The organism is Actinomyces oricola (assembly GCF_004104015.1).
GTDB classification, from domain to species: domain Bacteria; phylum Actinomycetota; class Actinomycetes; order Actinomycetales; family Actinomycetaceae; genus Actinomyces; species Actinomyces oricola.
Map to the genome: position 1 here is coordinate 1 of NZ_RYFV01000034.1, position 25,422 is coordinate 25,422.

General features: G+C 70.4%; 14 protein-coding genes. 1 reads left to right on the plus strand and 13 read right to left on the minus strand.

What is annotated here, in order from left to right:
• The coding region (locus tag EUC46_RS11310; protein WP_128774267.1) for an IS630 family transposase at positions 1-846 on the plus strand (846 nt) is incomplete at its 5' end.
• Here the strand turns inward: EUC46_RS11310 and EUC46_RS11315 are convergent.
• From EUC46_RS11315 to EUC46_RS11370, 13 genes are all read right to left on the minus strand, one after another.
• Entirely contained in the window at positions 811-1,596 is a 786-nt protein-coding gene (locus tag EUC46_RS11315) for a hypothetical protein (protein WP_128774268.1), read from the minus strand. The genes EUC46_RS11310 and EUC46_RS11315 overlap by 36 nt on opposite strands.
• On the minus strand, positions 1,593-3,086 hold the full coding sequence (locus EUC46_RS11320) for a hypothetical protein (RefSeq protein WP_128774269.1): 1,494 nt from the start codon (positions 3,084-3,086) through the stop codon (positions 1,593-1,595). The genes EUC46_RS11315 and EUC46_RS11320 overlap by 4 nt, the downstream gene beginning before the upstream one ends.
• A gap of 157 nt (positions 3,087-3,243) precedes the next feature.
• The gene (locus tag EUC46_RS13155; RefSeq protein WP_241655551.1) at positions 3,244-3,567 is read right to left on the minus strand and encodes a hypothetical protein; all 324 of its coding nucleotides are present in this window, start codon (positions 3,565-3,567) and stop codon (positions 3,244-3,246) included.
• On the minus strand, positions 3,551-7,684 hold the full coding sequence (locus EUC46_RS11325) for an FtsK/SpoIIIE domain-containing protein (RefSeq protein ID WP_241655552.1): 4,134 nt from the start codon (positions 7,682-7,684) through the stop codon (positions 3,551-3,553). Before EUC46_RS11325 ends, EUC46_RS13155 begins: the two co-directional genes overlap by 17 nt.
• Complete coding sequence (locus EUC46_RS11330; protein WP_128774270.1) at positions 7,681-9,438, minus strand: serine/threonine-protein kinase; 1,758 nt, start codon at positions 9,436-9,438, stop codon at positions 7,681-7,683. Before EUC46_RS11330 ends, EUC46_RS11325 begins: the two co-directional genes overlap by 4 nt.
• Complete coding sequence (locus EUC46_RS11335; RefSeq protein WP_128774271.1) at positions 9,435-10,997, minus strand: FHA domain-containing protein; 1,563 nt, start codon at positions 10,995-10,997, stop codon at positions 9,435-9,437. The genes EUC46_RS11330 and EUC46_RS11335 overlap by 4 nt, the downstream gene beginning before the upstream one ends.
• Complete coding sequence (locus EUC46_RS11340; RefSeq protein WP_128774272.1) at positions 10,994-11,923, minus strand: PP2C family protein-serine/threonine phosphatase; 930 nt, start codon at positions 11,921-11,923, stop codon at positions 10,994-10,996. Before EUC46_RS11340 ends, EUC46_RS11335 begins: the two co-directional genes overlap by 4 nt.
• A gap of 1 nt (position 11,924) precedes the next feature.
• On the minus strand, positions 11,925-12,356 hold the full coding sequence (locus tag EUC46_RS11345; RefSeq protein WP_164918827.1) for an FHA domain-containing protein: 432 nt from the start codon (positions 12,354-12,356) through the stop codon (positions 11,925-11,927).
• Positions 12,353-13,276, minus strand: a complete 924-nt coding sequence (locus EUC46_RS11350; protein WP_128774274.1) for an RDD family protein — start codon at positions 13,274-13,276, stop codon at positions 12,353-12,355. Before EUC46_RS11350 ends, EUC46_RS11345 begins: the two co-directional genes overlap by 4 nt.
• Positions 13,273-16,302: a transglutaminase TgpA family protein gene (locus EUC46_RS11355; protein WP_128774275.1), complete on the minus strand. Its 3,030-nt coding sequence runs from the start codon at positions 16,300-16,302 to the stop codon at positions 13,273-13,275. The genes EUC46_RS11350 and EUC46_RS11355 overlap by 4 nt, the downstream gene beginning before the upstream one ends.
• A complete protein-coding gene (locus EUC46_RS11360) occupies positions 16,299-17,669 on the minus strand; it encodes a DUF58 domain-containing protein (RefSeq protein WP_128774276.1) in 1,371 nt (456 codons plus the stop codon). Before EUC46_RS11360 ends, EUC46_RS11355 begins: the two co-directional genes overlap by 4 nt.
• A 163-nt stretch (positions 17,670-17,832) precedes the next feature.
• Positions 17,833-18,798: an AAA family ATPase gene (locus tag EUC46_RS11365; protein WP_128774277.1), complete on the minus strand. Its 966-nt coding sequence runs from the start codon at positions 18,796-18,798 to the stop codon at positions 17,833-17,835.
• Positions 18,799-18,829: 31 nt separating this feature from the next.
• The gene (locus EUC46_RS11370; protein ID WP_128774278.1) at positions 18,830-24,865 is read right to left on the minus strand and encodes an Ig-like domain-containing protein; all 6,036 of its coding nucleotides are present in this window, start codon (positions 24,863-24,865) and stop codon (positions 18,830-18,832) included.
• Positions 24,866-25,422: the final 557 nt, after the last annotated feature.

The following is a 25,422-nucleotide window of genomic DNA, read 5'->3' on the forward strand; positions in this document are numbered from 1 at the left end:
GGTCATGCCAGCAATCAGAACGCCGCGAAACTCACCCGCACCCAAAAGGAACAGCTCAAGGAAGTCCTGAGCCTGCCACCATCACAATCCGGCATCCAAGCCGACTTCTGGGACGTGCCCGCCCTACGGGACGTGGTGAAGGCGAGGTTCGGTGTGGAGTATGAGTCGGACTCCTCCTACCAGCTGCTCCTGCGCTTCGTCGGCATGAGCATGGGGCTGCCCGACCCCTTCGACAAGCGCCGTGATGAGAAGGCCATCACCCAGCGCATGGCCCAGGTACGCAGGGAAGTCGCCGACCTGCTGGCCGGCGGCTGGGAGGTTTACACCGTCGACGAGGTCCGTGTGGAGCACGAGGCCGAGACCCGCCGCATGTGGCTGCCCAAGGGCAAGCGCACCAAGATCTACGTCAACCGGAACCGTTCTTCATGCTCGTTCTTCGGTGCCCTGAGCCTGACCACCAAGAAGATGCGCATCTACCCCATTGAGGGCAGCCAGAACACCGAGCAGATTATCCTGGCTATGAGCCGCCTGGCACGTGAAACAGACAACACCAAGATAGCCGTCGTTTTGGATAACGCCAGATTCCACCACGCCAAAGCCCTCACCAGCCTGTACAAGCCCGGCGAAGCACTAGACCGCATCACCCCGATCTACCTCCCACCCTACGCGCCGGACCACAACCCAGTCGAGCATGTCTGGAACACGGCCAAAGGAAGCATCGCCAATATCCAGCGCGACACCCCCGAACAAACATACACCGCGTTCCTTGACTACATCACCAGCCGCACCTTCGACTACGACTTCGAACACCTACCAACAACACCCCCCGACAACGATCTTGTTTAAAGCCGGCCATAGATTGCCGAAGACCGGGCCCAGGATTCTACTGCACACGGCGCCGAGCCCGGCCGTCCAGGCCATGAATGACCTGATCGCCGCCCCGATCTTGGCCGCGGCGCCCCCGAGCCACTTCTTGACGGCGTTAATCACCTCCTTAATCCGGTCGAGGACGCTGTCATTGAGAGGGCTGGATTTTTTAATGTCGCCGAGCTCTCTGGCGGTCTTCGCTCCGGCTGCACGGAACTCGGATACCGCGGCTTTGGCCCTCCGCCTGGCCTCCGCCAGCCGCGCCGACGCGTTCTTGGCGTCTTCCAGGCGGTGGTAGTAGATGGACCGGCGCTCCTGTCGAATCGCCTCATCGGTCGTCGCGTTGTACGCCTCAGCGGCCTCATTCTGCAGCGAAACCGACCGCCTCCACTCACTGTCGGCGGCGGACGCCTGGTCGAGGGCCTGCTTCGTTTTCTCCCGTGACCTCTCCAGCACTCCGGCGAATGTACCCAGCGCACCACCGGCGCCGTCGCAGCGGGAATGCGCCTTGTCGAGTTCGGCGGCGATCGAACGGGCCTGCTCACGAATCCTGTTAATGGCCTTGGATTTTTGATCGTATGATATCGACCGGAGGTTCGTGGCGGCGATCTTAATCTCCTCGGCGGTCTCGACGTACCGTTGCGCTCCGGCGCGCACCCGCTCCGGGCACCCGGGAACTGGATCGCTGTTGTATTCGAGAAGATCCCACCGTCCGGCTCTAGCGCTCACGAGTGCTCCTTTTTCTCTGTCTTGGCGGTCTTGAGGCGGTCGCGTAATTTGCGCGCCTCCTTCTCACGCCTCTCCTCATCCTCGTGGGAGGTCGCCGGCTGCGCTCCCAGTCCGGCGGCCATGCCCATGCCGCCGAGCATTGTGGGCAGGCCATGATCGGCGGCGGAATCCGGATGAGGCGATGCACCTGGCTGGGCCGCATTGGCCCCGTGGGCACCCGTCTCCTCAGGCGCGGGCGCGTTCACTTCTCCTGGCGGCAATATTCCGCTGCTCCCCGTCAGGCCCTCGCCGCCCGTCCCGACCAAGGGGTCATGGGGGGAGGCGGCCGAACCCCCAATAGGACCGCCCGCATTGGGGGTGGAGTCGCCCGGCGGCGCGGCGCCAATGGCCTGTTGCGCTCCAGGGGCCATCTGCCCGGCTGCGGATGCGGGGGCAGGGGCGCCGGCGGTGGCCCCGGCGGCCTCGGCGCTTGACCTCAATCCTGCAATCGCGGTGCGGGCGTCTATCCGCGCATCCTCCGCCATCGGGCCGGAATCGGCTCCGTGGCGGCTCTCCCCCGCAGCGGAACCCGCAGCGGAATCTCCCAGTAAGGAGGACAGGATTCGGTTCCGGATTCGACCGGGCCGGCCCGCAATGGTCGGATCACCGTCCCCTGCGGGTTTGGCATCCAGGGTTTGGCGCAGGTTGGAAACGGCCTCGATGGCGCGCGGCGCCGCGCCTCCGGCGGCGCTTTTCTTCTGGGCCGGGGTCAGGGCCAGGACCGCTAGGGCCGCCGCCGCGCTCATGCCCCCAAGGGCAGCAGCCGCCTCCGGTGCGGCGGCATCGTCGAACGCCAGGTCCACCAGGTCGCCGAGAACGTCTTTCACCCGCCGTGCCACTGGGTCGTAGGCGCCCTCAAGAATCTCCTCGACTTTGACATCGCCTATGTCGGGATTGGCTTGAGCAGGCTCGCCCACTGGAACGGGCTTCATATTAATGGGGCCGCCGATCGAATCAATATGGTTCTGCGCTCGCCCTTCAACTGCCCCGGTGGGGCTTAGTCCGGGTTTGCCGGCTCCACCCGTGATCTCCGACCGCGCTGAGGAGGGCGCGCTCCTCGGGTCCGGCTCGGAACGATAGTCGGATACCGGGCCCGCCCCCAGTGGGGAATGGTCCTCATTCCTCACATCAAGGCCCTGGTTGGCGGGTTTCATGTCCCTCGGGGGCTCCTGGGGGCCGTCCGGGGGCACCAGGTCATCTATCCGGTCCGACCAGTCCCGAGCAGCTTGAATGGAGAGCCGATGAGCCCGGGTCATCGCGGTGAGCTCGTCCCGTTTAATCCGCCAGGAGTCCGAGAAGGACTTAATGGCCTCGGCCAGCTCGTCATGCCCGCAAGCATCCGCCAGGCCCCGGTCAATGTCCTTCATGGAGCCGAGGCTCCCCTCGATCCTCCTCATTGCCTCCAGGGCCGCCTCGAGCTGCGCATCAATAATCTTGACGTCCAAAGCCATATGAGTCCTCCTCCTTGAGTCCTGTCCCTGTCCCGAGCCGCCTCAGTGGCGCCCCTCGTTTCGGCATGTTCACGGCGGACCTCGGCCCAGGCGGCCCGGGATCCCCCTCTTCGCGGGCCCCGTGGCGGGGCGCCCCGCCACGGGGCCATGCCAGTGGCTATTCCATAAGCGGCACCTGAACCTTCACGGCTTTGCCGGCACCAATCCAGTAGCCGCGCCCGGGAGGCATTTCCCCACGGCGCACCTTGGGGGTGGCGGTGCGCAGGATCATGTCCCCATCCATGGACTCGGGTTGGAGAATGAGGCCCGCGCGCCCGCTGCGAACCTCCTGGAGCAGGGGCCAGGAGGAATTCCACTGGGAGGTCTCACCCTCGGCGATCACCAGGTGGCCGTTGCGCTTGACCTTTTTGACGGCGTCAATCAGACCCATTTCCACCGGTGTTTGCAGGAACTCGGGGTAGCCCTCAATGAAAAGCGCCACCTGAGGGCGCCCCGGCTCGGCCTCGGCGCCCAGCGTCTCGGAGAGCTTCGTAAGAGTCTCGCGAATACTCTCCTCCCCTGAGACCGACAAGTCCCACAGGCCCTCCAGGTGGGCCAGCGGAGAGCGGCGGGCGGCCATGTGGACGCGCACCACATTGGGGTCCCACTGCCTGAGGGTGGTGGCCATCCAGCGCATGGCATTGGAGGTTCCTGACTGGGGTTGGCCCGCCAGCAGCAGTGCCCCCACCGGCTCGAAACCCATTGGGTCCAGGGTGTCGGAGGACATTCCCAGGGTCGGCCGGCCCGCAACGGTGGCGGGCAGTTCGCCGGCCGGCAACTCGGCGGGCAGCCTGCCCACGCCCGCCGGGCGCGTGCGCCCCTGACGCTCCAGGTAGTGGCCGAAGGCGTCCACCAGCCTGGACTGGGACAGAACATTGATATTGTCGCCCAGGATCGCTAGTTGAAGCTCCTCGTCCTTGCGCCCCACCTGCATGGCGCGCCCCGGGGGGGCTGGCCGGGGTGAGCACGTCCTTGGGCAGGCCGAAGTACATGTAGCCGTCCTCATCGGTCTGACGCAACACCACCTTGCGCTGGAAGGTGCCGCTCATGGAGGTCGGCACCGCCTGGGGACGCTCAGCGGTCACGGCCACGTGGACGCCCACGCCGCGCCCGTCCACCAGGAGGCGTTGGAGGACCTCCAGAACCGCCAGCCCATCGGCGCTCTTCTCGTACTCGGCGCGCATGGAGCCAATCCCGTCGACCAGCAGCAGAATGCGCGGCTCGGCCCGCCGATCAGCGATCCGCCGGTAGTCGGTAATGGTGGCGGCCCGGGCCTGGGCGTAGCGCTCCCCACGCTCGTCGACGGTGTCGGCCAGCATGGACAGCAGGCGCTGGACGCGCTCCTCGTCGTCGCCGTCGACCACGGCGCCCACATGCGGCAACGACTCCAGCATGCGCAGCCCGCCCCCACCGAAATCGAGGGCATAGACGTTCACCGGCCCCGAGCGCGGGGTGATGGCCGCCGCGATCGCCAGGGAGCGCAGCGCGGTCGACTTGCCCGACCCCGAGGAGCCGTAGAAGCAGATGTTGCCCTCGTCGTCGGGCCGGAAGTACTCGGGGTGCTGGTCCTGGTGGTCGGGGTCGTCGACAACGCCCAGGAGCAGCTCGGTGTCCCGCCGCTGGGGCAGGCGGTTGAGGTCATAGGTGGTGGCCAGCTCCTCGAGCCACGGCTTGCGGGGCGCGGCGATCCCCGCCCGCTGGGAGGCCCGGACGATAGTAGCCACCACCCGGTCAATGTCCTGGGGGACGGACTCGGTGTCCTGCTCCATGCGGGCCACCTGCCAGGGGCGGGGCGCCCCGAAGGTCATCTCGTCAACAGCCACCTGGGCCGCCTGCTTCTGGGCGGACGTGCGCGCCCCGGGGTAGGCGGACTGGAACTGGGTAATGCGCCCCGGACCGGTCTTGGCGGCGCCGCGCCCGGGGATCTCGGGTGGGAAATGAGCGGCGATCCTCTCCCCCAGCACGTCCTGGGAGTCGGACTCGTCGGCCATGCGCAGAGCCACGCGCAGGTTCGTGTTGGCGCGCAGATTGTCCTTAATGACACCGGCGGGCCGCTGGGTGGCCAGCACCAGGTGCAACCCCAGGGAACGGCCGCGCTGGGCGACATCGACGACGCCGTCAACGAACTCGGGGACTTCACCCACGAGGGCGGCGAACTCGTCGACGACAATAATGAGGCTGGGCGGGCAGTCCGGGTCCCCGGTCTTCTCCAAAGTGACCAGGTCCTTGACGCCCTTGTCGTTGAGCAGATGCTCGCGGTAGCGCAGCTCGGCGCGCAGGCTGGTCAGGGCGCGGCGCACCAGGTAGGGGGACAAGTCGGTGACCAGGCCCACGCAGTGCGGCAGGTCGGTGCACCGGGCGAAAGCAGAGCCGCCCTTGTAGTCCACGAACAGGAAGGTGACCCGGTCCGGTGAGAGCGCCTGGGCCATGCCCAGCACCCAGGACTGGAGGAATTCGGACTTGCCGGCACCGGTGGTGCCGCCCACCAGGGCGTGGGGGCCGTGGGCGCGCAGATCCAGCGCCAGGGGTGCCTCGGCGCCCTGCCCCACCAGCGCCCGCAGGCTGACGGGCTGCTTGAGGGGCGCAGCGGGACCCTGGTGGTCAATGATTGAGTGGTTGGCGCGCCAGCGGGCCACCTGGGCCTCAGCGGAGTCGGCCAACGCTTCACCGGTGAGCCCCACGAAGGAAATGGCCCGGGGCAGGTCGGACTCGTCATCAACCGGGACGCCGCCGTCGACAACGGGGGCCAGGTGGCGCCCCAGGCGCCGCACCTGGGGGTGGGTCAGGGTCTCGGGCGCCACCTGCGTGGCGGTGCGCGAGCGGCGCACATAACCGACCTGGCCCCCCTGGGAGGTGACCCTCAGGAAGGTGCGGCAGGCGGCCGGCAGGTCGGTGACCTCGGGGGCCACCCAGATGGTGTGAATGCCCACGTCGGGGCCCTGCTCAACCACGCGCATGAGCCGGGCCCGGTCCACGCCGGGGTTGTCGGCCACCACCACCACGGCCGGAACGGTGGGCTCATCGCCCTCGTCGTCGCTGGAATTCTCACTGGGGCCGCGGCGCGCCGGGCTCGTGGCCCCGCGCTGAGTCATGAGCTCCTCCAGGCGCGCCAGCAGCACCCCGCCCACGACCCCGTCGCAAGCCAAGTGCAGGTCCCCCAGGGGCGAGTGGGGGGAGCAGGAGTGCGGCAACCACTCCAGCCAGTCCCAGCGCTCTCGGCCAGTGGGGTCGGTCAGGCAGACGACGGCGACCTCGGCCGGGGAGTGCAGGCACACCAGCTGAGCCAGGACGGCACGGGCCACCGGCTCAACCTGCGGGCCGGCACCGCACAAGCCCAGGGAGCCGTCCTCACGCAGGTTGACCACAATGGGCACCTCGTCAATGGTGGCGAAACGGGCCCGCACCTGGGCCAGCGCCTGCTGGTGAATGGCCAGGCCGTCACGCGAATGGCCCTCCTCGACCTTGGTGCGCGGCACATCGGTGCCCACCCCCAACCGCAACTGGAGGAACTCCGGGTGCTCGGGGCGGCGCCACCACAGCATTGGCCCCATGGCCAAAGCCTGATCCAGGACGGTGGCCACCGGCGGGTACTGAGAGATCCGGGCGGCCCGCTCGGCGGCGTGGGCGGCCCGCAGGTCCCGCACCGCCTGGGCGACGCCCTCAGTGAAGAGGGCGATGTCTTGCTTGAGTCCGCGCTTGCGGCGGATGTCCTGGTCCACCCAGTTGCCGACCATAATGAGCGGACTGAGCAGCACGAAGATCAGACTCAGGGCGTTGCGGGTCATGATCAGCATGGCGGCGCCCATGAGCAGGGGCGCCGCCATGGCCAGCAGGGGGAAACGGTTCCTGGAGCGGGTGCGCGGCGCCTCCGGCAGGGCCACACTCGCCTCGGGCGTGCGCGGCACCACGCGCGGGGAGCGCACGAAAGCAATCTCAGCATTGTCACCGCCCTTGCGCGCCCCGGGCACGGAGCTGGCGGTGGTGAGCATGGAGATGCGCATCATGGTGTCGCCCACGGTGATTCGGTCGTGGGGCCCCAGGCGCAGGCGCTGGACGCGCTGGTCGGAGACCACCACGCCATTGGCGGAGTTCAAGTCATGGATCTCAATGCCCTGGCCCACGGTAATGCGCATGTGCCGCTCGGACACCAGCGGGTCGGTGAGGACCACGCCGCAGGAACGGGAGCGCCCCACCTCGGTGGAGCCGAAGGTGATGGGGTGGGTGGTGCCCGCGTCGGGCCCGGAGAGGACCTGGACGACGGCGGCCTCCGCCGAAGGGGAGTGATCCTCGGTCACAGGGCTGACATCGACCAGGTCGCCCGAGCGCAGCCCGGCCTCATCCAGGGGGGTGTGGCCGGCCAGCAGCAGGGGCGGGCGCAGCCCCGCGGCGTCCAGAACCCGCAGGGTCATGGTTGCCGGGGCGACGGCGGCACCGGCCTTGATCGGCCCGGCGCTGGCCAGGGCGGCGGCCACGTCCCCGACGGTGGCGGTGGCGTCCGCGGTGATCTGCAGGTTGGTGGTCTGACCGGAACGGCCCGCCACGCTCAGTCGGATCCTCATTTCTGCTCCTCCTGGGCCCCGGGGGTGTCTATGCAGGCGACCTGCTCCTCGGAGATCGCCCCTCCGGCGTCGCGGGCGACCACCTCCACGCAGGTGCGCGAGGACACGGGGTGGATGGTGGCGCGCATGCTGGTGGTCTCCTGAACCGGGTGGGGCTCGGCCGGATCGGATATCCGGTACAGGAAGGTGACCCCGGTGGCGCCGGCCGCATAGCCCCAGGTGACCTCCACCTCCCCGTTGACAAGACTGACCGCCAGGTCCTCCACTCCGGGCACCGTGGAGACGCCCGGGGGCGGGCCGGCCACGGGCGCCTGGGAGCTCGGCGCAGCGGTGGGGGCCGAGCCGCCCTCCTCGCGCATTGACGACCAGGCGGCCACGCCCCCAATGCCCAGGACCAGGAGCAGCGCCACGACGCCCAGAAGCACTGGGCGCGCCCCCAGGCGATCGTCATCACGCTCCGGGGGCACCACCTGCGGGCCCAGGGGCTGCCATTCCCGGGAGCGGACCGAGGCCGGCCGACAGGCCCCCTGTTCTCGGCCGTGCAGCTGCTCGGAGGTCATGGTGGCTCCGGATGCGTCCGGGGCCTCCGGGGCCCCGCCGGGGCCCGGCGGGGCCTGTCCGCGGAGGCCCGGACCCGCCACCGCGGGGGCGGGGCCACCGGGCACGGTGAAGCGCTCCCGGGTCTGCTCGGAATGCTGGTCGCCCCTGCCCTGGGCGTCAATGCGCCGGGGGGCGAAGCGCGTGGCGTCGGGGTTCACCCCGACGACCGGGTTGGTGGCCGCCGGCACGGTGCCGGTGGGCCCGTCGGGGTCGATGGAGGTCACCGGTCGCAGCGCGGTGGCGTCTTGGGACTGGCCGGGGTCCGAGTCCTGCACCACCTCCTCCTCCATGACGTCCAGGGGCGTGACCGGCAACTGGAGGTCGGTTTGAACCTGCTGGAGGGCGCGGGCGAAGGCAATGGCCGAGGAGTAGCGGTTCTCGGGGCGCTTGGCCATGGCGGTGACCAGGACGCGCTCGAGCTGGGCGGGCACGTCCTGACGGCCGATAGGGGGCACCGGCTGATTGCTAATGCGCTCCATAATGGAGAGCTGGTCGCTGCGGCCGCCGGCGGGGTCCACGTGCGGGGAGCGCCCCGCCAGCAGCGTGTAAACGGTAGCGGCCAGGGAGTAGACGTCGCTGGCCGGGGTCGGCCGGCCATCCTTGAACAGCTGCTCCGGGGGCGCCCAGGGCGGTGAGGCGCCGCCGACGTCGTCGCCGCATTCCCCCATAGGTGCGGCAATACCGAAATCAGTCAGGACCGGCCGATTGAAGCTGGTTACCAGAATATTGGCGGGCTTAATATCCCGGTGAAGATAGCCCGCCCGGTGGATGGTCTCCACGGCGCCGCAGATCTGGATGGCGACCTCCAGGGCACGGGGCACGCTCAAGGCCTGGGCCCGGGCCCGCTTGCCCAGGTGGGGCGGCGGGCAGTACTCCATGACCAGGTAGTTGCGATCGCCCTCAACGGTGCCGGCCCCATAGACCGAGAGAATGGAGGGGTGGGAGGACATGCGGGCCATGAGGTTGGCCTCAGCCTCGAAACGCCGGCGGTCCTGCTCCCCCGCGCCGCGGCGGATTACCTTGACGGCGACCTCGCGGCGGGGCATGTCGTTCTCGTAGAGGAAGACGTCGGCGAAGCCCCCGGCGCCCAAGAGGCCCTTGTATTGGGCGCCGGGAATCCGTGGGCCCTCGGGTGGGGCGGCGTGGGGGTTCATGAGGCCGCCTCCAGGGTCAGGGTGATGCCGTCGCCCAGGTCAATGACGTCGCCGGGGCGCAGGAAGATGCCCTGGTGCTCGGGCACGCGCCGCGGTGCCTCACCGGGGCGGATGAGGAAGGTCCCGTTGGTCGAGCCCAAGTCCTCCACGGACACGTCCCAGCCCTCCACTCGCACCGCGCAGTGGGACTTGGAGATGGCCTTGCCGGGGCTGGGCACGGCCATGAGGTGGGGCGGGGGCCCGCCGGGCCGGCCGGTGCCCTGCGGTAGGCGCCCAATAATGACGTCGGCGTCCAGGACCGCGCCGGCCCCGCTCGAGCAGCTCAGGATCCCCAGGGCGGGGCGGGCCACGCGGGTGGTGGTTGAGGTGATGGCGCCCGCGCACAGCCGGCAGCTGGTGGCGTGGACGGGGTTGGGGTGGCCGGCCGCGCACAGGGCGGCCAGCACCTGGGGGCCGGCATTGGGCTCCACTGAGTCCGCTGCCGCGGGGGCGGCTGGTTCACTGCCCTGGGCGGCGAGGGCGGCCCGGGCGGCGCGCAGTTGCTCGGGGGTGATGGTCTCGCCGTCGTGCAGCCAGTCCTCCAGGCCGGCGGCGCCCGGGCTCAGGGGCGCCTCGCCTTGGCCCACCGGGGGCGGGGGAACTCCGGCGCCCGTCCCCCGGGGCGCCCCGGGAGGGGGCGGGGGGCCGGCGGGCGTCTCCGTCAGGGCGGCCCGGTCCTGCGGCCCGGGCGCTCCGCGCTCCCGCGCGCTCAGGCGCGTGAGCGGGTTGACGTCGTCGGATTGGATGGTGCGAATGGCCGCCGCCTCAACATTGGTTGCCCGGGTGTGCTCAAAGAGGTGCCCGAAGTACTCGTCCTCGGCCAGATCCTCCAGCGCCGCCGCGGTGGGTCCTTCCGGTGCGGGGGTGGCCCCGGTCCCCGCGAGGCCAGCCGCCGGAGGCGTGGAGCCCGGGGGTGCGGCGGGCGGTGCCGGCGGTGGGGCCGCCCGGTCGGCCCCAGGTGCGCTCGCGGCCGGCGGCTGGGGGGCCGGCAATTGGGCGGCCGGCGGCTGGGGGGCCGATGGCGCTGTTGCGCGCGGCCCGGGCCGGCCGGGTGCCGACTCGCCGGCCGCCTGGCCCCAGGTGATCCGCGAGGCCCTGACAATCCCCGAGCGCAGCGGCCAGGCGGTGCCCGGTGCGCCCGCACCGCCCGCGCCGGCCTCCGCCAGCACCAGGACCAGGCTCTGAGCCCCGGTAATGTGGGTCTCGTCCCAGGCGATAATCTCGGGAGCGGTGAAGCTCACCGCTCCGGCGCTGGTGCGCGCCTCAAGGCTGAAACGGCCCCGGGCGGCCACGCGCAACTGGCCGTCGTCAATAGTCAGGGCGATGAAGTCGGGAAGAGCGAAGACGCTATTGCCGTGGAGTCCTGCCAGGTGCTGAAGCAGTTCACCCAGGGCGCGACCGGACTCCAACTCGGCCCACAGGGCCTCCAGGTTCTCCGGGGAGTCGTCAATGGCGATCACGCCCCGGTCTGCGACGGCCACTGGGACCGGCCCCTGAGTCCAGCGGAACGGTGCGCTCATCTGCTCCACCCCCGGTGGAGGAGACGGGTGGACTCGTCGGGGGCCCGGGCCGTGGAGCGCTCGACCGGGTTGGGCCGAGGCACGGTATCCTCAAGGTCCTCAAGCGCGGTGTCCTCAAGGTGGCGGGGGATCGTGGTTTCATCGACCGCCGCCCGGCCCCACTGGGGACGTGCCTCCAGAACATCGACGACCACGACCGTGACATTGTCGTGCCCGCCGCTGGCCAGCGCCCGGCGGACCAATTCGTGGGCGGCTTCGGCGGGATCACCCACTGAGCGGACCACGATTTCAATGAGGGCGGAGGTGACCTGCCCGCTCAGCCCGTCAGAGCAGATGACGAAGCGGTCCCCGGCGTGCGCGGGCAGGACGAAGTGGTCGGCGGCGGCCTCGGGCCCTCCCCCGGCGCCCAGCGCCCGGGTGATCACATTGCGCCGTCCAGAAGTGCGGGCCTGCTCCTCGGTCAGCTTCCCGGCGTCAATGAGCTCCTGGACCTCGGAGTGGTCGTGGGTGACCAGGCTGAAAGTGCCGGCCCCGAAGTGGTAGGTGCGCGAGTCCCCTATGTTGACAATGCGGATGCAGGGCAAGTCGCCCTGAGTGGAGAGCACCAGCCCGGACAGGGTTGTGCCGGGCACGCCGCCGTCGGCCCCCAGCCCGGCGACGTCGCGGGCGGCCTGCGCCAGAGCCCCGCTGAGTTCGGGGGCGCTGACGAAGTCGCGCCCCCGCAGGGGGGCGAAGGCGCTCAGGCACAGCGCCGAGGCGACGTCACCGGCGCGGTGGCCGCCCATGCCGTCGGCAACCAGGAAGACGGGGCTGTGGGCGAGGTAGGCATCCTCATTGTGCGTGCGCACGCGGCCCACGTCAGTGGCGGCTCCGTGGGCGACCGTGAGCACTGGGGCCGGGAGCGCCGGCGCGACGTGGCGGCCCATGTCAGCGCTCCACCGTTAGGCTGCGCTCACCGAAGCGGACGGTGGAGCCGACGGCGGCATCCACGGCCGCGCCGGGGGTGGCATGAGTCATGGAGCCATCCGGGGCGACAACAATGGTGCCGTTGGTTGAGCCCAGGTCCTGGACCAGTGCCCGGGTCTCCTCAAGGCGGATTACCAGGTGGGTCTTGGAGATCGAGCGCTCCGGGTCGACCACCGGGACCGGGGTTGAGCCTGCCCAGGGGCCGACTCCGACGGGATCTCGCCCCAGTAGAACGGCGCCCTCGAGGGGGACTACTTGACCGGTGTCCAGGAGCAGGTGCAGTGCGGGCTGGGGGACGGCGCGGCCCGTGGAGTTCTCGGTTCCTTGAGCGGCCCGGCCGATCTTGGTGGCGAAGGGCACCACAATGGGGGCACGGGCACTGGGGTTGGTCACGCCGGCCGGGGGCCGGCGGGGGCGCCCGCCCGGGCGGCCGGCGACCCGGCGGAGGTCGCCGCAGGGCCCGGGGCGGAGGGCTGTTCCCAGGGCACTGAGGTTATGAGTTCCTCTGCAGCCGGGGCCGGGGTGCTACGGCGTGTTACCGGCGGCGCCGGGCTCAGGGGGGTCTCCAGCGCTGGTGCGGCGGGCTCCGGTGGTGTGGCCGATTCATGGGGCGCGGCCTCAGCAGCCCCGGGTGCGCCGACGGACTCTTCCGGGCGGGTCGTGGCCGCGGTCGTGGTCGGGCGGGGCGCCGGGCCGGCGGCAGGTTCAGGTGGAGGGGCGACGGCGGCGGGGAGGCCGTTCTCGTCCCGGGGCGGGGGCGCCGCCTGCTCCCGGGGGTGCGCGGCGGCCACCGGGGTGCCCTGGTTGTGCGGCTCTATGCCGGAATGGCGGGAGTCAATGACGACTATGTCGCTGACGCGGTCGAACCAAAAGCGCCCCAGATCGTCGCGGGTGGTCAGGTACACGACCACTGGCCCCAGCCCGAGGGTGCACAGCGAGACCACGCACTGGATGAGAAGCTTGACCAGCGCCCTGACCCCAGGGGCTCCGGGCCGGCTCCACCGCGTCCAGGCCACACCCAGCAGGCGCATCCCCGGTGTCGTGCCGCGCCTCCACAGGTCCACGAACCAGAGCTTGATCAGGGCCACCGGCACCGCAATGAGCACCACGAAGGTCAGCGCCACGGGCAGCTCCCCGTCGCCCATAAGGGCGAGCAGGGCGACGAGCATAACGTAGCCGAGTGCTATCAGCAGGTTCATTAGGACCAGGTCTATGGCCCTGGCCGCGACTCGGGCGCCCGAGGAGGCCGGCACCACTGCGCCCAACTGGGGTGGACTGGTCTGCAAGGGCGCTGCGTCGGGGGCAGAGCTCATGAGTCCTCCTTCTCAGGGCTCTCCTCGGCGGAGGCGGCCGTCTCCGCAGGCTCGGCCGACTCGGCGGACTTGGCAGGCTCAGCGGGTTCGGCGGGCTCGGCGGGCCCGGCACTGTCCTCAGTGCCCGGCCCGGCCGTCTCCGCCGGCCCGGCCGTCTCAGCGGCCTCGACAGGTTCGGCCGACTCAGCGGGCCCGGCACTGCCCTCAGTGCCCAACCCATCCGGCTTACCCGACCCATCCGACTCAGCGGCCTCGACAGGTTCGGCCGACTCAGCGGGCCCGGCACTGTCCTGAGCATGAGATTCGGCGACTGCGCCGGCCTCGCGGCTCCGGGCCGTGAAGTCGGGGAGCTCTTCAATGATTGGGGCCCGTTCCTCGGTCTGCGCCCCAGTCCGCGCGGTCACCGCAGCGTCCTTCCCGGTGACCGCGGCGAAGTCGGGAAGTGCCTCAATGATGGCCTCGCGCTGCGGGGCAGGAGCCTGGGCCCGCCCGGTGGGCGCACCGCTCTCGGCCGGAGGAACAGCGCTCTTCTCGGCGGCTGCTTCGCGGTCCCGCAGGAAGGTCCCGCGGAGCAGGCCCAACTGTCGGGAGCGGGGCCCGGTGGAGGCCTTGCGGGCCGCGAACCTCTCCTGGCCGCGCACGCGCAGCGAGGTCGGTGAGATCTGCGCCAGGATTCGGCGGCGCCGCGAGACCCGTGCGGTGAGAAGAGTCAGCAGGGCGTCAGAGTGCTGCCACGCCGCCGTGACCGCCGGGGTGGAGGTCTCCTGGGAGCCGAACACCGAGTAGTCCACGAGTTGGGCCAGGCCCCCGGCCGAATCGGGACCCGCCACCGGCCGGAACACGGGCCCCGTAGGCGCCGGGGCGCCGGTGGCCGCCGCATCCAGGTGCCGGGCCTGCTCCAGGCGGGTTCCTGAGCGCGGCACCCCTGTGCCCAGGTCGGTAGCACGGTCCACCAGCTCATCCCAGGAGCCCATGACCCTGGCCAGCTCGGAGGCCGCCCGCCGTCGCCGCCGGCGGCGCAGGGCCTTGGCCCCCAGGATCAGCAGGAACGGCGCAGCGACCACGAGCAAGTAGCCGACGACTCTCAACCCGAGCAGCAGCCAGCGCAGCCAGGCATTGTCATTGTCGGAGTCCTGGTCGTCGTCGTCGACCTCAGGGGTCAGGTCCGCCGGCTCCTGGGGCGGGACCGGGGGCTGGAGCACCTGGGGCCGAGGGTTGGGCTTCGGCTTGGGCACCTCGGTCTGGGGAACCTGGTCGCGCGGCGGGGTCGGGTCGAAGGCGACCCAGCCCGCACCCGAGAAATTGACCTCGACCCAGGCGTGGGCGTCGGTGCCCTTGATCTCCTGGGTGCCGCCGGTGTAGGTCTCGGGGTAGAAGCCCAGGACAACGCGGGCCGGGTAGCCGGCCTGGCGGGCCATGAGCGCCATGGCGACGGCGTACTGTTCGTCGTCGCCGATCATAATGGCGTCCGGGTCCAGGAGAGTGGTGATGCGCCCATTGGCGTGGCTGGGCCGGGACAGTCCGTCGGAGCCATCGGAGTAGAAGCCCTGACTGGAGAAGGTTTGGGTCATGGCGCGCACCCGCTCGACGGGTGTATCGGCCTCCCCGAGGAAGTCGGGCAGGCGCGAGGAGACCGCCTCGGGCACATTGGTCATCTCCGGCAGGTTCACCGTCTCGAAGGACTTGTCACTGAGCTGGGCGTCAGTCCAGGTGGGGGGATCGACGACAGTGACGCTGTAGGCGTCGCCCTCCTTCAGCCCGCGGGTGGTGATCGCCGACCCCAGGGCCTCGGAGTAGTAGAGGGTCTCCGCCAGGGCCGGGCCGTCGGCGGAGGTGAAGTCCACCTCCCGCAGCTCCCCGCCGCCGGGCAGCCAGTAGCCCTCGTAGGCGCCAATGGTGATCTGGAGGGTCGTGGTGGTGGCGCCCGGCGCCACGGGGGCGTCAGTGACAGTGGTCCCCACCTGGCGGAAGCCCTCGGCGCCCGAGTCGGTGCCCACGCGCATGACGGTGCCGTCGTAGGCGTCAAGGGTGGCCAGGCGAATGCGTTGTCCCTCGGTCATGCCCTCGACGGTGAACAGGGTGGTCTCCTTCTGGTTGGCCACCCAGTAGCGGAAAGAGGTCAGGGGCGAGTGGTACTCGGTCAGGTCCAGGGGCGGGTCCACATGTTCGCGCAGAACATCGCGGTGCCCGGCGCCCAGGGTGGGCGCCGTGGCCACGGACACGGCCACGGCGGCCGCCACCATGCCCGCCGACCCCAGGGCGGTCCGGCGCCGGTGCCCGCGACTGCCCGGGGCCGCCTGGCCCACAATGCCGGCCCCGGCCTCGCGGCGACGGCGCCCGGCCGACCAGGAGCACCACAGGGCTCCCACGCCCAGGGCGCTCACGGCGGCCGGCAGCGCCAGGGGGGCGCGCTGGGAGCCCCAGAGAATTCCCACCAGGGCGAGGGCGGCCACCGGCACCAGGGCCAGCTCCTGGCGGCGGGTGCGCAGGGCGATGGAGACCGCCACCAGCGAGCACAGCAGGCCGCTGAGGTAGGGCACCACGGTGGGGCCGACGAAGGATGCGGCCGGGGGCACCAGGGTCAGTAGGTCCTTCCACGCCTGGACCGCCCCGATAATCAACCCCTGGAGGGTGCTCAGGGTAGGGATGACGCCGGAGGTGGTCGTTGAGGGCAGGGCAATGGGCCCGCCCGCCAGGAGGTAGCCGACTACGCCGGCCAGGCCGGTCTCGAAGGCGCTCCAGCGCCAGTGCGCGGCCGCCGCGGCAATGGCCGTTCCCAGGGCTATACCGCCGCCCACGGCAATGTAGCCCGAGGAGTCGCCGAAGACAGCGCCGTGGGTGGCCCCGGCGGCCGCCAGCATGACCACGACGGCGGCCAGGTTCACCAGGGCCCGGCCGTGCGGGGAATGGGCCGGCGCGGCCCCGTCCGGGCCGGTGGGGGAGGCGCCATTGCCGGCATTGTCAGCATTGCCGGTATTGTCGGCGTTGCCGGTATTGGCGGTACTGGCGGCACGGTTGGGGGTCATGGGCCGACCTTTCGCATGGCCAGCGGGAGCTGGTCCACGACGGGGAGGGTGAGGAGCGGCATTCCACCAACCCGCCTGGTGGCCAGGGCGGCAGTGGCGTCAATGCGCAACGCCATGGGCCGGGTGCTCAGCGGCAATTCGGCGTGGGCGCGGTGGATGGTCACCACGGGAGTCAGGGGACCGGTGACCAGGGTGGTCACGGAGGCCTGGGGGACCGCGTCCACGGCCCGGCGGGTCAGCTCGACCAGGTCCTCGCAGTCCGGCTCCAGATCAATAGTGGTCAGAATGTCCAGGGCGCGAGTGGCGCTGGACAGCACCGGGGTCCCGGCCTGGCTGACAATGCTGATCTCGCGGTGCTCGCGCATGGTGGCCAGGGTCAATGAGGCCACCGCTGACACGGCGGTCTCAAAGTCCTCCGCGCCGGCCCAGGCCGTGGGGTCCAGGTTCAGGACGATCAGGAGGTGGGCGCGGCGGGTCTCCTCGAACTGGCGGACCATGAGGCGCCCAATGCGGGCGGTGGTCTTCCAGTGAACGTTGCGGCGGTCGTCGCCGGCCACGTAGTCGCGCAGGGCGTGGAAGGACACGTCCGAGCTGGACAGGTCCTGGGTGACGGCACCCTCAATGTCGCGAATGAACCCCAGCGCCGTGGAGTCCAGGCCCACGGTGCGCGGGTGAATATAGAGGTCAATGGGGTCCGTCCACCGCTGGGCGCGGCGCATGAGGCCCAGGGCGTCCCCGCGGACGGAGGTCACCGGGCCCACGGTGACGAGGCCGCGGCGGCGCGTGGGAATGGTGAAGACCTCCTCATGCTCGGCGCCTGGTGCCAGGCGCGGCACGTGGAAGGTGGCCAAGCCCGCCCCCACCGGCATCTCAATCACGGACCCGGAGGTGGGCCGGCGGGTGGGGTTGGTCAGGGTGACCCCGCCCAGTGCCACCTCACCGACGGTGACGCGGGTGGAAACCAAGCGGACGTCCACCTGGTAGGTGGTGCGCCCCAGGGACCACAACACCGCCAGGGCCAGGAGGACGGCCAGGCCCACGGTCAAGGTCCAGGCCTCCAACCAGTGGCGGGTGGCGGCCAGCCACCAGCAGACCAGGGTCGCGGCCAGGCACCAGCGCCCCAGGGTGGTCACGGCGGTGGCGAAGGACCACAGGGTGCGCAGCAGAGAGCCCAGGACGGGAACAGTGAGCAGCCCGCGGCCCGCCCGGCCGGCGCGGGCCCCCAGCGCCACCGCCCGCGCGCGCACGGCCCGCCCGCCCTGCGCCGTGCGCCGGCCGACGGCGCGCAGGCCCTCGCCCGCGGCGCCCGCGGCTGCGCCCAGGGCCCGCCCGGCGGCACTAAGGCCAGCGCGCGTGGGCAGGGGCACGCGCAGTCGCGGGAGCCCGCGCCGCGGTGGCCGCGGTGGCCGCGGTGGCCGCGGCGGGCGCCCACCGGCCCCGGGACGCCCGGCCCCCGGGGGCGGGGGCGGGGCCTGTGCTGTCCTGGGCCCGGGGGGCGGGGGCGGCGGGGGGAGGCTGCTCACCAGGAGGTCACTTCCGGGTGGTGGGCGCCGCGACCGTGGCCAAGGCGTTGTCGATGACGTTGTTGGGGGTGGCGCCGGCGAACTCGGCGTCGGGGTCCATTACCAGGCGGTGAGCCCACACCGGGCGGGCCAGGTCCTTGACGTCGTCGGGTAATACGTACGACCGCCCCTGGGCGGCGGCCCACACCCGCACCACGCGCGTCATGGCGATGGCGCCGCGGGTCGACACCCCCAGGCGCGTCTCGTCGGCCTCACGGGTGGCCTCCACCAGGGCCCCCACATAGTCCAGCACCGCGTTCTCCACGTGATTCTCCGCGGCCAAGTCCGCCATGGAGGCCACCGCGGAGGAGGCGATCACCGCCCCTAGGGACTTAGAGCGGTCCGGGTGGGCCGAACCGGCCAGCACCTGGGTCAGGGCGCCGCGGTCGGGGTAGCCCACGGAGGTCTTCATGAGGAAGCGGTCGAGCTGCGCCTCGGGCAGTCGGTAGGTGCCCGCCTGCTCAATGGGGTTCTGGGTGGCGATCACCATGAAGGGCCGGCCGGCGGCGTGGCGCACGCCGTCGACCGTCACCTGGGATTCCTCCATGACCTCCAGCAGGGCCGACTGGGTCTTGGGCGAGGCGCGGTTGATCTCGTCGGCCAGAACGATTGAGGAGAACACCGGGCCGGCGTGGAACTCCCAGTTCCCCGTCTTCTGGTCGAAGATGGTCACGCCCGTAATATCGCTGGGCAGCAGGTCGGGGGTGAACTGGATGCGCGAGTGCGTCCCCTGGACGGTCGCGGCCAGTGCCCGGGCCAAGGCGGTCTTGCCCGTGCCCGGGGCGTCCTCCAGCAGGAGGTGCCCCTCGGAGAGCATGGTGGTCAGGGCCAAGCGGATGACATCCTGCTTGCCGAGCAAGGCCTCCCCCACATTGTCCACAATGCGCGAGAAGGTGTCCGCGAACCACGTCGCGTTCTCCTGGGTCATGGCCATAGGTCGTTTACCTTTCGTCTAATCGCGGAAGTCAGCTGCATTGAAGGTTGCTAATCATATTGGCCCACTGCTGGGCGCTATAGCTGGAATCAGCGCCAAGCTGTCCGGCGATCCCATTCCAGTTCCCTTCATAGGAGGCGTTCCCAGCGCCATCGACCGCAATGCTCGCTGAGATGGAGGTCTTACTGAAAACGCCAGTGCAGTTGACTGTTGTGTTCGGCGGCCAGTCCGTGAGCCGCAGCCCCACCACATTACAGGTTCCGTTCCGGCAGAACCCAGTACCGCCAGTGAACTGCTGCGCCGCCTTGTAGGTCGTCTTTCCCCGCGTGTAGCTCCGGGTCCGGGCTTCAGCACAGCTTTCGGCGGTGGAGCGGTCGCCGACCTCACTGGAGTGCTGCACGCCTTTAATGCACAGGCGCACGTGGACGCCCTCGCCAACATCCCAGCCCACTGACCCCGAGCCCCCCACGGAGCCGGACTGCTGGCCCGAGAGGGTGAAGGAGGTGTCCCGGCCATTGCCGCTGCCGCCCGACCAGCTGCAGTCCACGCGCGTCCCACTGGCCGTGCAGCTCATGGAGGCCGCCACCGGCGACCCGAAGGGGGTCACCGACCCCACGGTGGCCGCGTCGGAGCACGCCGTGCTGCCGGTCTTCTCCCCGCACGCGCGCACCGAGACCGTGGAGGCGCTGCCATTGGACAGGCCGTTGCCCCGCAGGTTGCTCACCGCCTGCCAGGTCGCGCCGTCGGTGCTCCACTGCACGTACAGGTCCGCGGTCCGCCAGCCATTGCCGGCCACGGCACTGGTGGACATGGAGATCTCATTGTCGTTGCCGGTGGCCGTCAAGCCCGAGGCCGAGGGGGCGCTGGGCTTGCCCACCACCCACGTACTGGTCGACATGGGCGCCGAGGTGTGGCTGCCCGCCGCCGAGGAGTCGTTGGTGGCGGTCACCGAGAAGGTGACCTGGTCGTTGGAGACGCTGACCCCCTCCAGGGTGGTGGACAGGCTGCCCCCGCCCTGGACGGTCTTGGAGACGCCATTGGAGGAGGTCACCGTGTAGTACTCGATCCCGCGGCCATTGACGTCGGACACCGGGCCCCAGGAGACCGTCACCGTGTCGGTGCTGCCGGAGGCGCCGAGGTTGGCGGCTGCCGCGCTCACGCTCCCCACCGGTCCGGGCCGGCCGTAGGGTGTGACCGCCGTGGAGGCCGTGGACCACTCCCGGCTCGCACCCTTGGAGTTCTCCGCCTTGACGACCGCTGTGTAGGCGGTGCCATTGGACAGGCCGGTGAAGGTGGCACTGGTTCCCGTGACCGTCTGCTGCTGCCCGCCGGGGCTCAGCGCCACTGTATAGCTCGTGATCGCCGAGCCGTCGTTGGAGGGAGCCGACCAGCTCACCGACAGGGACATGTCCCCCGGCGTGCCCACCGGCTGGGGCACGGTCCCGGGCACCACGTCAATGTTCGTGGTGGCGCTGCCCGAGGAGTCGGAGTCCCCGACCTCATTGTGGGCCACCACATGGAAGGTGTGGTCCTGGCCGTTCCTGCGCCCCTCGAACAGGCAGCTGGTGACCAGGCCGCATTCCTTGGAGTCGCCCTGGGTGGTGTCGTAGAGGGTGAAGCCGGTGATCGGCGCGCCATTGGCGGAGCCGGCCGACCATGACACCAGTGCCGTGGAGGCGCTGTTCGACGTGGCCGACACCCTCGTGGGCGCGTCGGGCCGGTCGCGCACAGTCACCTGAATGGTGCCCTGGACCTCACGATCAACATCATTGGTCTTGTCCCCCACCCGGTAGGTGATCACGGTGGTGCCGTGCGAGCCCGCCGGCGGGGTCGTGGTCAGCGTGGTCCCCGAAACGCTCACGCTCGCGCCGTCAGAGGACGACGGCGTGCCCACCACGTGCAGGGGCGTGTCCGGGAAGGGGTTCGAGGCGTACTTGGAGACGTCCACGCTCACCGGTTTTCCGGCGTCGGCGCTAATCGTGGCCGAGGAGAGCTGAATGGGGGCGCGGGTGGAGGAGACCACGGTGATCGGCACCGAGGCGCTCGTCTGCGCGCCGCTGGAGTCGGTGGCGGTCATGGTCAGCGAGCCGGCCGGCCCCTTGGGCGTCTGCGCGGAGGCCTCCACGGACAGGTTCCGCCCGCTCAGGCCCACCTCCACGCCACTGGGGGCGTTGGAGACCTCGTAGGAGAAGCCAGAGGTGTCCTCGCCGTCGGGGTCGGTGGTCCAGCGGGAGACGTCCACGGTGATGGCCCCCTCCCCGGCGGCCACCTCCACGGTGGTGGGGGTGATCACCGGGGGGCGGTTGTCTCCGGGGGTCACGGTGATGGGCAGCGTCAGGTAGGCCACCCGGCCCCCGGAGTCATTAAGGTCCTCGCCGTCGGTGACCTCGAAGGTCACCGAGGAGGGGCCCGAGTAGTCGGGTTTGGCGGTGAAGGTGAGCGTCGTGGAGTCCTTGACCAGCGCTGAACCGTCCCAGCCGGCCGCCGCCGTCACCTTGTTGCCGTCCGTGAGTTGGACGGTGCGGCCCGCGCGGGTCAGAACGTATTCGTTGAGCGCAATGGTCAGCAGCTCTCCGGCCCGGACCTCCACCGGGGCCTTCGAGGTGTCGATCTCCGGTTCGGTGATCACCGAACCGGGCACATCCACCACCGCCGAGGCCGTCAGCCCGTCGGCGTCGGTCACCGTGTACAGGACGTAGCGCTGGGATTCCCTGACCTCAATGGTCAGTGAGCCGTCCCCGTCCACGGACACGCCATCGTCGGTGCTGGTCACCGTATTCTCAGTAATGTCGCCGTCGGGGTCTTCGTCATTGTCCAGGACCGGCACCGTCACCGTTGAACTGGAGCGGGCCTGGGCGCGGTCGACGGCGTCGTCGCGGGCGATGGGCGCCTGGGCGGGGGCGGTGGTGGACACGACGACGGTCAGCAGGCCCGTCTGCGGGTCCGAGCGCCCGTCGGTGACCCCGTACTGGACGGTGTAGGTGCCCTCGGCGGTCGGCGAGCGCAGGGAGACCCGGGAGCCCTTGGCTAAGGGGTCGATCTGCCCGTCCTCACTGGAGATGAAGTCCTCGGCCAGGGACAGCTGGTCGCCGTCGGGGTCGACGTCGTTGGCCAGGACGGGCACGGTCAGCTGGACTCCGGGCTTGACCGTCACCAGGTCGGCGACCGCCACCGGTTTCTGGTTGGTGGCGGCCGCGGGGGCCACGCCCACGCGCACCACGGCGGTAGTCGTCTTGCCCAGCCGATCGCGCACAATGTAGCTGAAGACGTCGGTGCCGGCGGCCTCGGCGGTGGCCGTGTAGGACAGGGACGTGGCGCCCAGTTCCGCGGTACCGAGCTTCGGAGAGGCCCCCAGGCCGACCAGGGTCACCGAATCGCCCTCGGAATCAATCCCCTCCATGGGGATGGGGATGGTGACGGTCTCCCCGGCCACCGCCCATCCGGTGACATCCTTGGGGTGCGGGGCGGTGTTGCGCTCGGCGTCCATGGCCACCACGGTCACGCTCACCGCCGCCGAGGCCACATTCCCGGCGGTGTCGCGCACGGTGTAAATAATGTTGCCGCTGCCCGCCTGCTCACCCGCTCGGAAGCGGATGACATTGTCGGAGATGAAGGGCTCGCCCACAGCCGGGTTGATCTCGTGCTGGAGCTCGGGCTGGACCGTCATTGTCAGTCCAGCCGACGAGCGGTCGTTGGCCAGCACGGAGATGGAGCCCACATCGCCGGCCCGCACCACGAGGGTGTCGTCATTGAGCTCGGGGGGCGCGGTTGACGACTCGGCCGGGACCGGGATGACCATCACCCGGCCCTCGGAGGTGCCGGCGGCGTTGGCGACCGTGTAGGTGAGCGTGGCGATCTCATCCAACCCGCTGGGGGCGGTAATGCGCAGCAGGTGATGCTCCAGCAGCGCCACCACCAGGGGGCTGCCCTCACTGGTTTGCGCTGACTGGACGGTGAGGATCCCGCCCTGGGGGTCGGTGTCGTTGTCCAGGACCGAGACCAGTGCCTGGCCGCCGGCCGGCAGAGTCACCACGTCACCCTGGGCCACGGGCAGCGCCGTCTGGTCCGCCTCAATGGCGTCAATCCGAATCACGCCCTCGGTGGAGGCCGGCCCGTCACTGACCGTGTAAGCCAGGTAGAAGACCCCGGTCTTGGAGGGGGTGACGGTCACGACCCCCAGGTTCACGTCGCTGCTGGCGGTTATCCCGTCGGGGGCATCGCCAGTGGACACCAGGCGCAGGGTGTCGCCGTTGGCGTCGGAGTCATTGGCCAGGGGCGAGACCTGGACGGCCTGCCCCACCGGCGCCACAATGTGGTCCCCGTTGGCCACCGGGGCGACATTCTCCGAGCCGCGCACATCGACTCGAAGGATGCCCTCGGTGTCTTCCGTGCCATCGGAGTAGGTCACTGTCAGGTCGGTCACCCCGGCGCCCTGGCCCAGGTCCCTGACCGTGATGGTGCCGTCGGCCCGGTAGGTGACGTCAAAACCCGACGGGAAGGCGACGGCCTTGAGGTAGACGGGGTCGCCGTCGGGGTCCAGCCAGTCCCCGGAGACATTGAGTGTCGAGCCGGCGCCCGAGCCCAGGATCAGGGAGGAGGTCCGCAGCTGCTCAGGTCCTTCATTGACATCGAAGGGGTGGACGTTGAGGGTCACGGTGGCCGTGTCGGAGGCCAGGCCGTCGTCGAGCGTGTAGGTGAAGGTGGCACTCCCGGTGGCGCCCTCCTCGATCTGCACCTGGAGGGCGGCGCCGTCGCGCACCTGCCCCACCGAGCCGAAGGACGGCTGGGACTCGGGTTTGGCCACGAGGACGTCGCCGTCGGGGTCGGTGTCGTTGGCGATCACCGGCAGGTGCGCGGAGCGGCCCGGGCGCACGCCGAACGTGTCGTCCACGGCCTCGGGCGGGGTGTTCTCCTCAGTGCGCTCCTGCTGAGCCGCATCCTCGGTCTCGGTGGAGTCCTCCTCGGACTCCTCCTCCTTCTCCACATCGGAGTTGATCTCTTCCCAGTTGTCGACCTGGATCATGTTCTCGTCGGGGAGCCACAGGCCGCCGCTTTGAATGTCGTTGAGGACAATGACATCGCGATTGACGCGGAACACCGCCCTGGTGGCGTCGTTGAGGGTGGGGACCGCCATGTCGACGTCGTCGTCCCGGCCGGCGCAGTCGCGCAGGAAGGAGCCCTGCCCGCCCCAGGCCGAGTAGGCGCAGCCCGAGTGCTGGGCGGGCCGGGAGGGGGTGCCGCCGGCGAGGGTGGGCGCAACCGTGGTCACCTTCCCGCTCAGGGACACGCGCAGCAGGGCCGCTGCCGACGTCACCAGCACCTCATTGGCCTCGGGGCCGGGGATCTGGAGCTGGAGGTTGTCCCCCGTCAGCGTCACTGCGGTGCCGTCGGGCAGGACCAGGGTGGAGCTGGAGCGATCCAGGACAACGGTCTTCGAGCCGACGGCGCTGACCTGCAAGTCGGCGTCCTCGGCCAAGTCGGGCAGCTGCTGGGTGGCGACGTCGTCCATGGACCCTGCCGGGGTCATGGTCTTGATCACCCCGGCCTTGGCCGAGGCCACGTGGACCGACCCGTCGGTGCCCATGGCCAGGACCGCGCCGGGAATGTCAGTCAGCGCCGGCTCAGTGGCGGCGGGATTGAAACCCGCATAATCCTCGACCGGCATGACCCAGACCTGGCCGGCGGCGGGGTCGGCCACGCCCACGCGCTGCCCGCCCAGCTCCATTGATGAGGCGCCGGCCCCCACGGATGGGGCCAGCAGCACCGTGCGCGCCACGTCCACCTGGGTGTAGGTGTCTGCGGCGGCGTCGGAGACGAAGACGGAGGCGGCCGCCTGATCGACGTCGAACTCCGCCGAGGCCGTCCGCAGGCCGGAGTCCAGGACCTGGGAGGGGTAGTTCAGGTGCGCCACCAGGCGCAGGTTCCCGTTGGTGACCCACACCCCGCCGTCGTTGAGGTCGACCTCCTGGGTGACAATCCCGGGGTGGAGCAGGACGAGGACAATGGTGGCCGCGGTGAGTACAGAGGTTGCCACCCGGAGGATCCTGCGGACCGACGCTCGGTTCATGGAGCGCTCCTGACAGTCGGGGCCGGCCGGGGCGCGACGAGCCGTGTCATTCGATCGCCCCGCCGGCCACGACGTCACAAGGCCGACGGCCCCGGACGGGTCCGGCGTGGTTATCGCTGGTCACTGACGCTGCTCCAAGTATTGAAAGGGATTGAAAGGGGGTGGGGACCCCTGGGAGGGGGAACCGAGGTGGGAAAGTGCTCGGCGCTGAAAATTATCTCCTCCCGTCAGCCGCGCCACTGTCGCCCGACGGGACCAGTTGCATCCCAATTCGACCCCTCCGCGCCGGCTTCCACCGGGCCGGCCGGACGGGGCGACCGGGGTCGGCCCGGGCCCCAATTGCCCCTGAACGCCCGCTCCCACGGGGCTCGGGGCCCGCCGGAGCAGCGGAGGGGGCACTGGGAAGACCCGCGAGCAACCGGTTTAAAGAGGCTCATCGCATTTGAGGGTGTAGGTGGGGTCTGAATCCGCCGGTTTCTAGCAGGCTGCGGGCGATGTAGTGGGTGAGGTTCCGGAAGCCGAGGGCGGAGCCGCGGAGGTGTTCGAGGCGGCCGTTT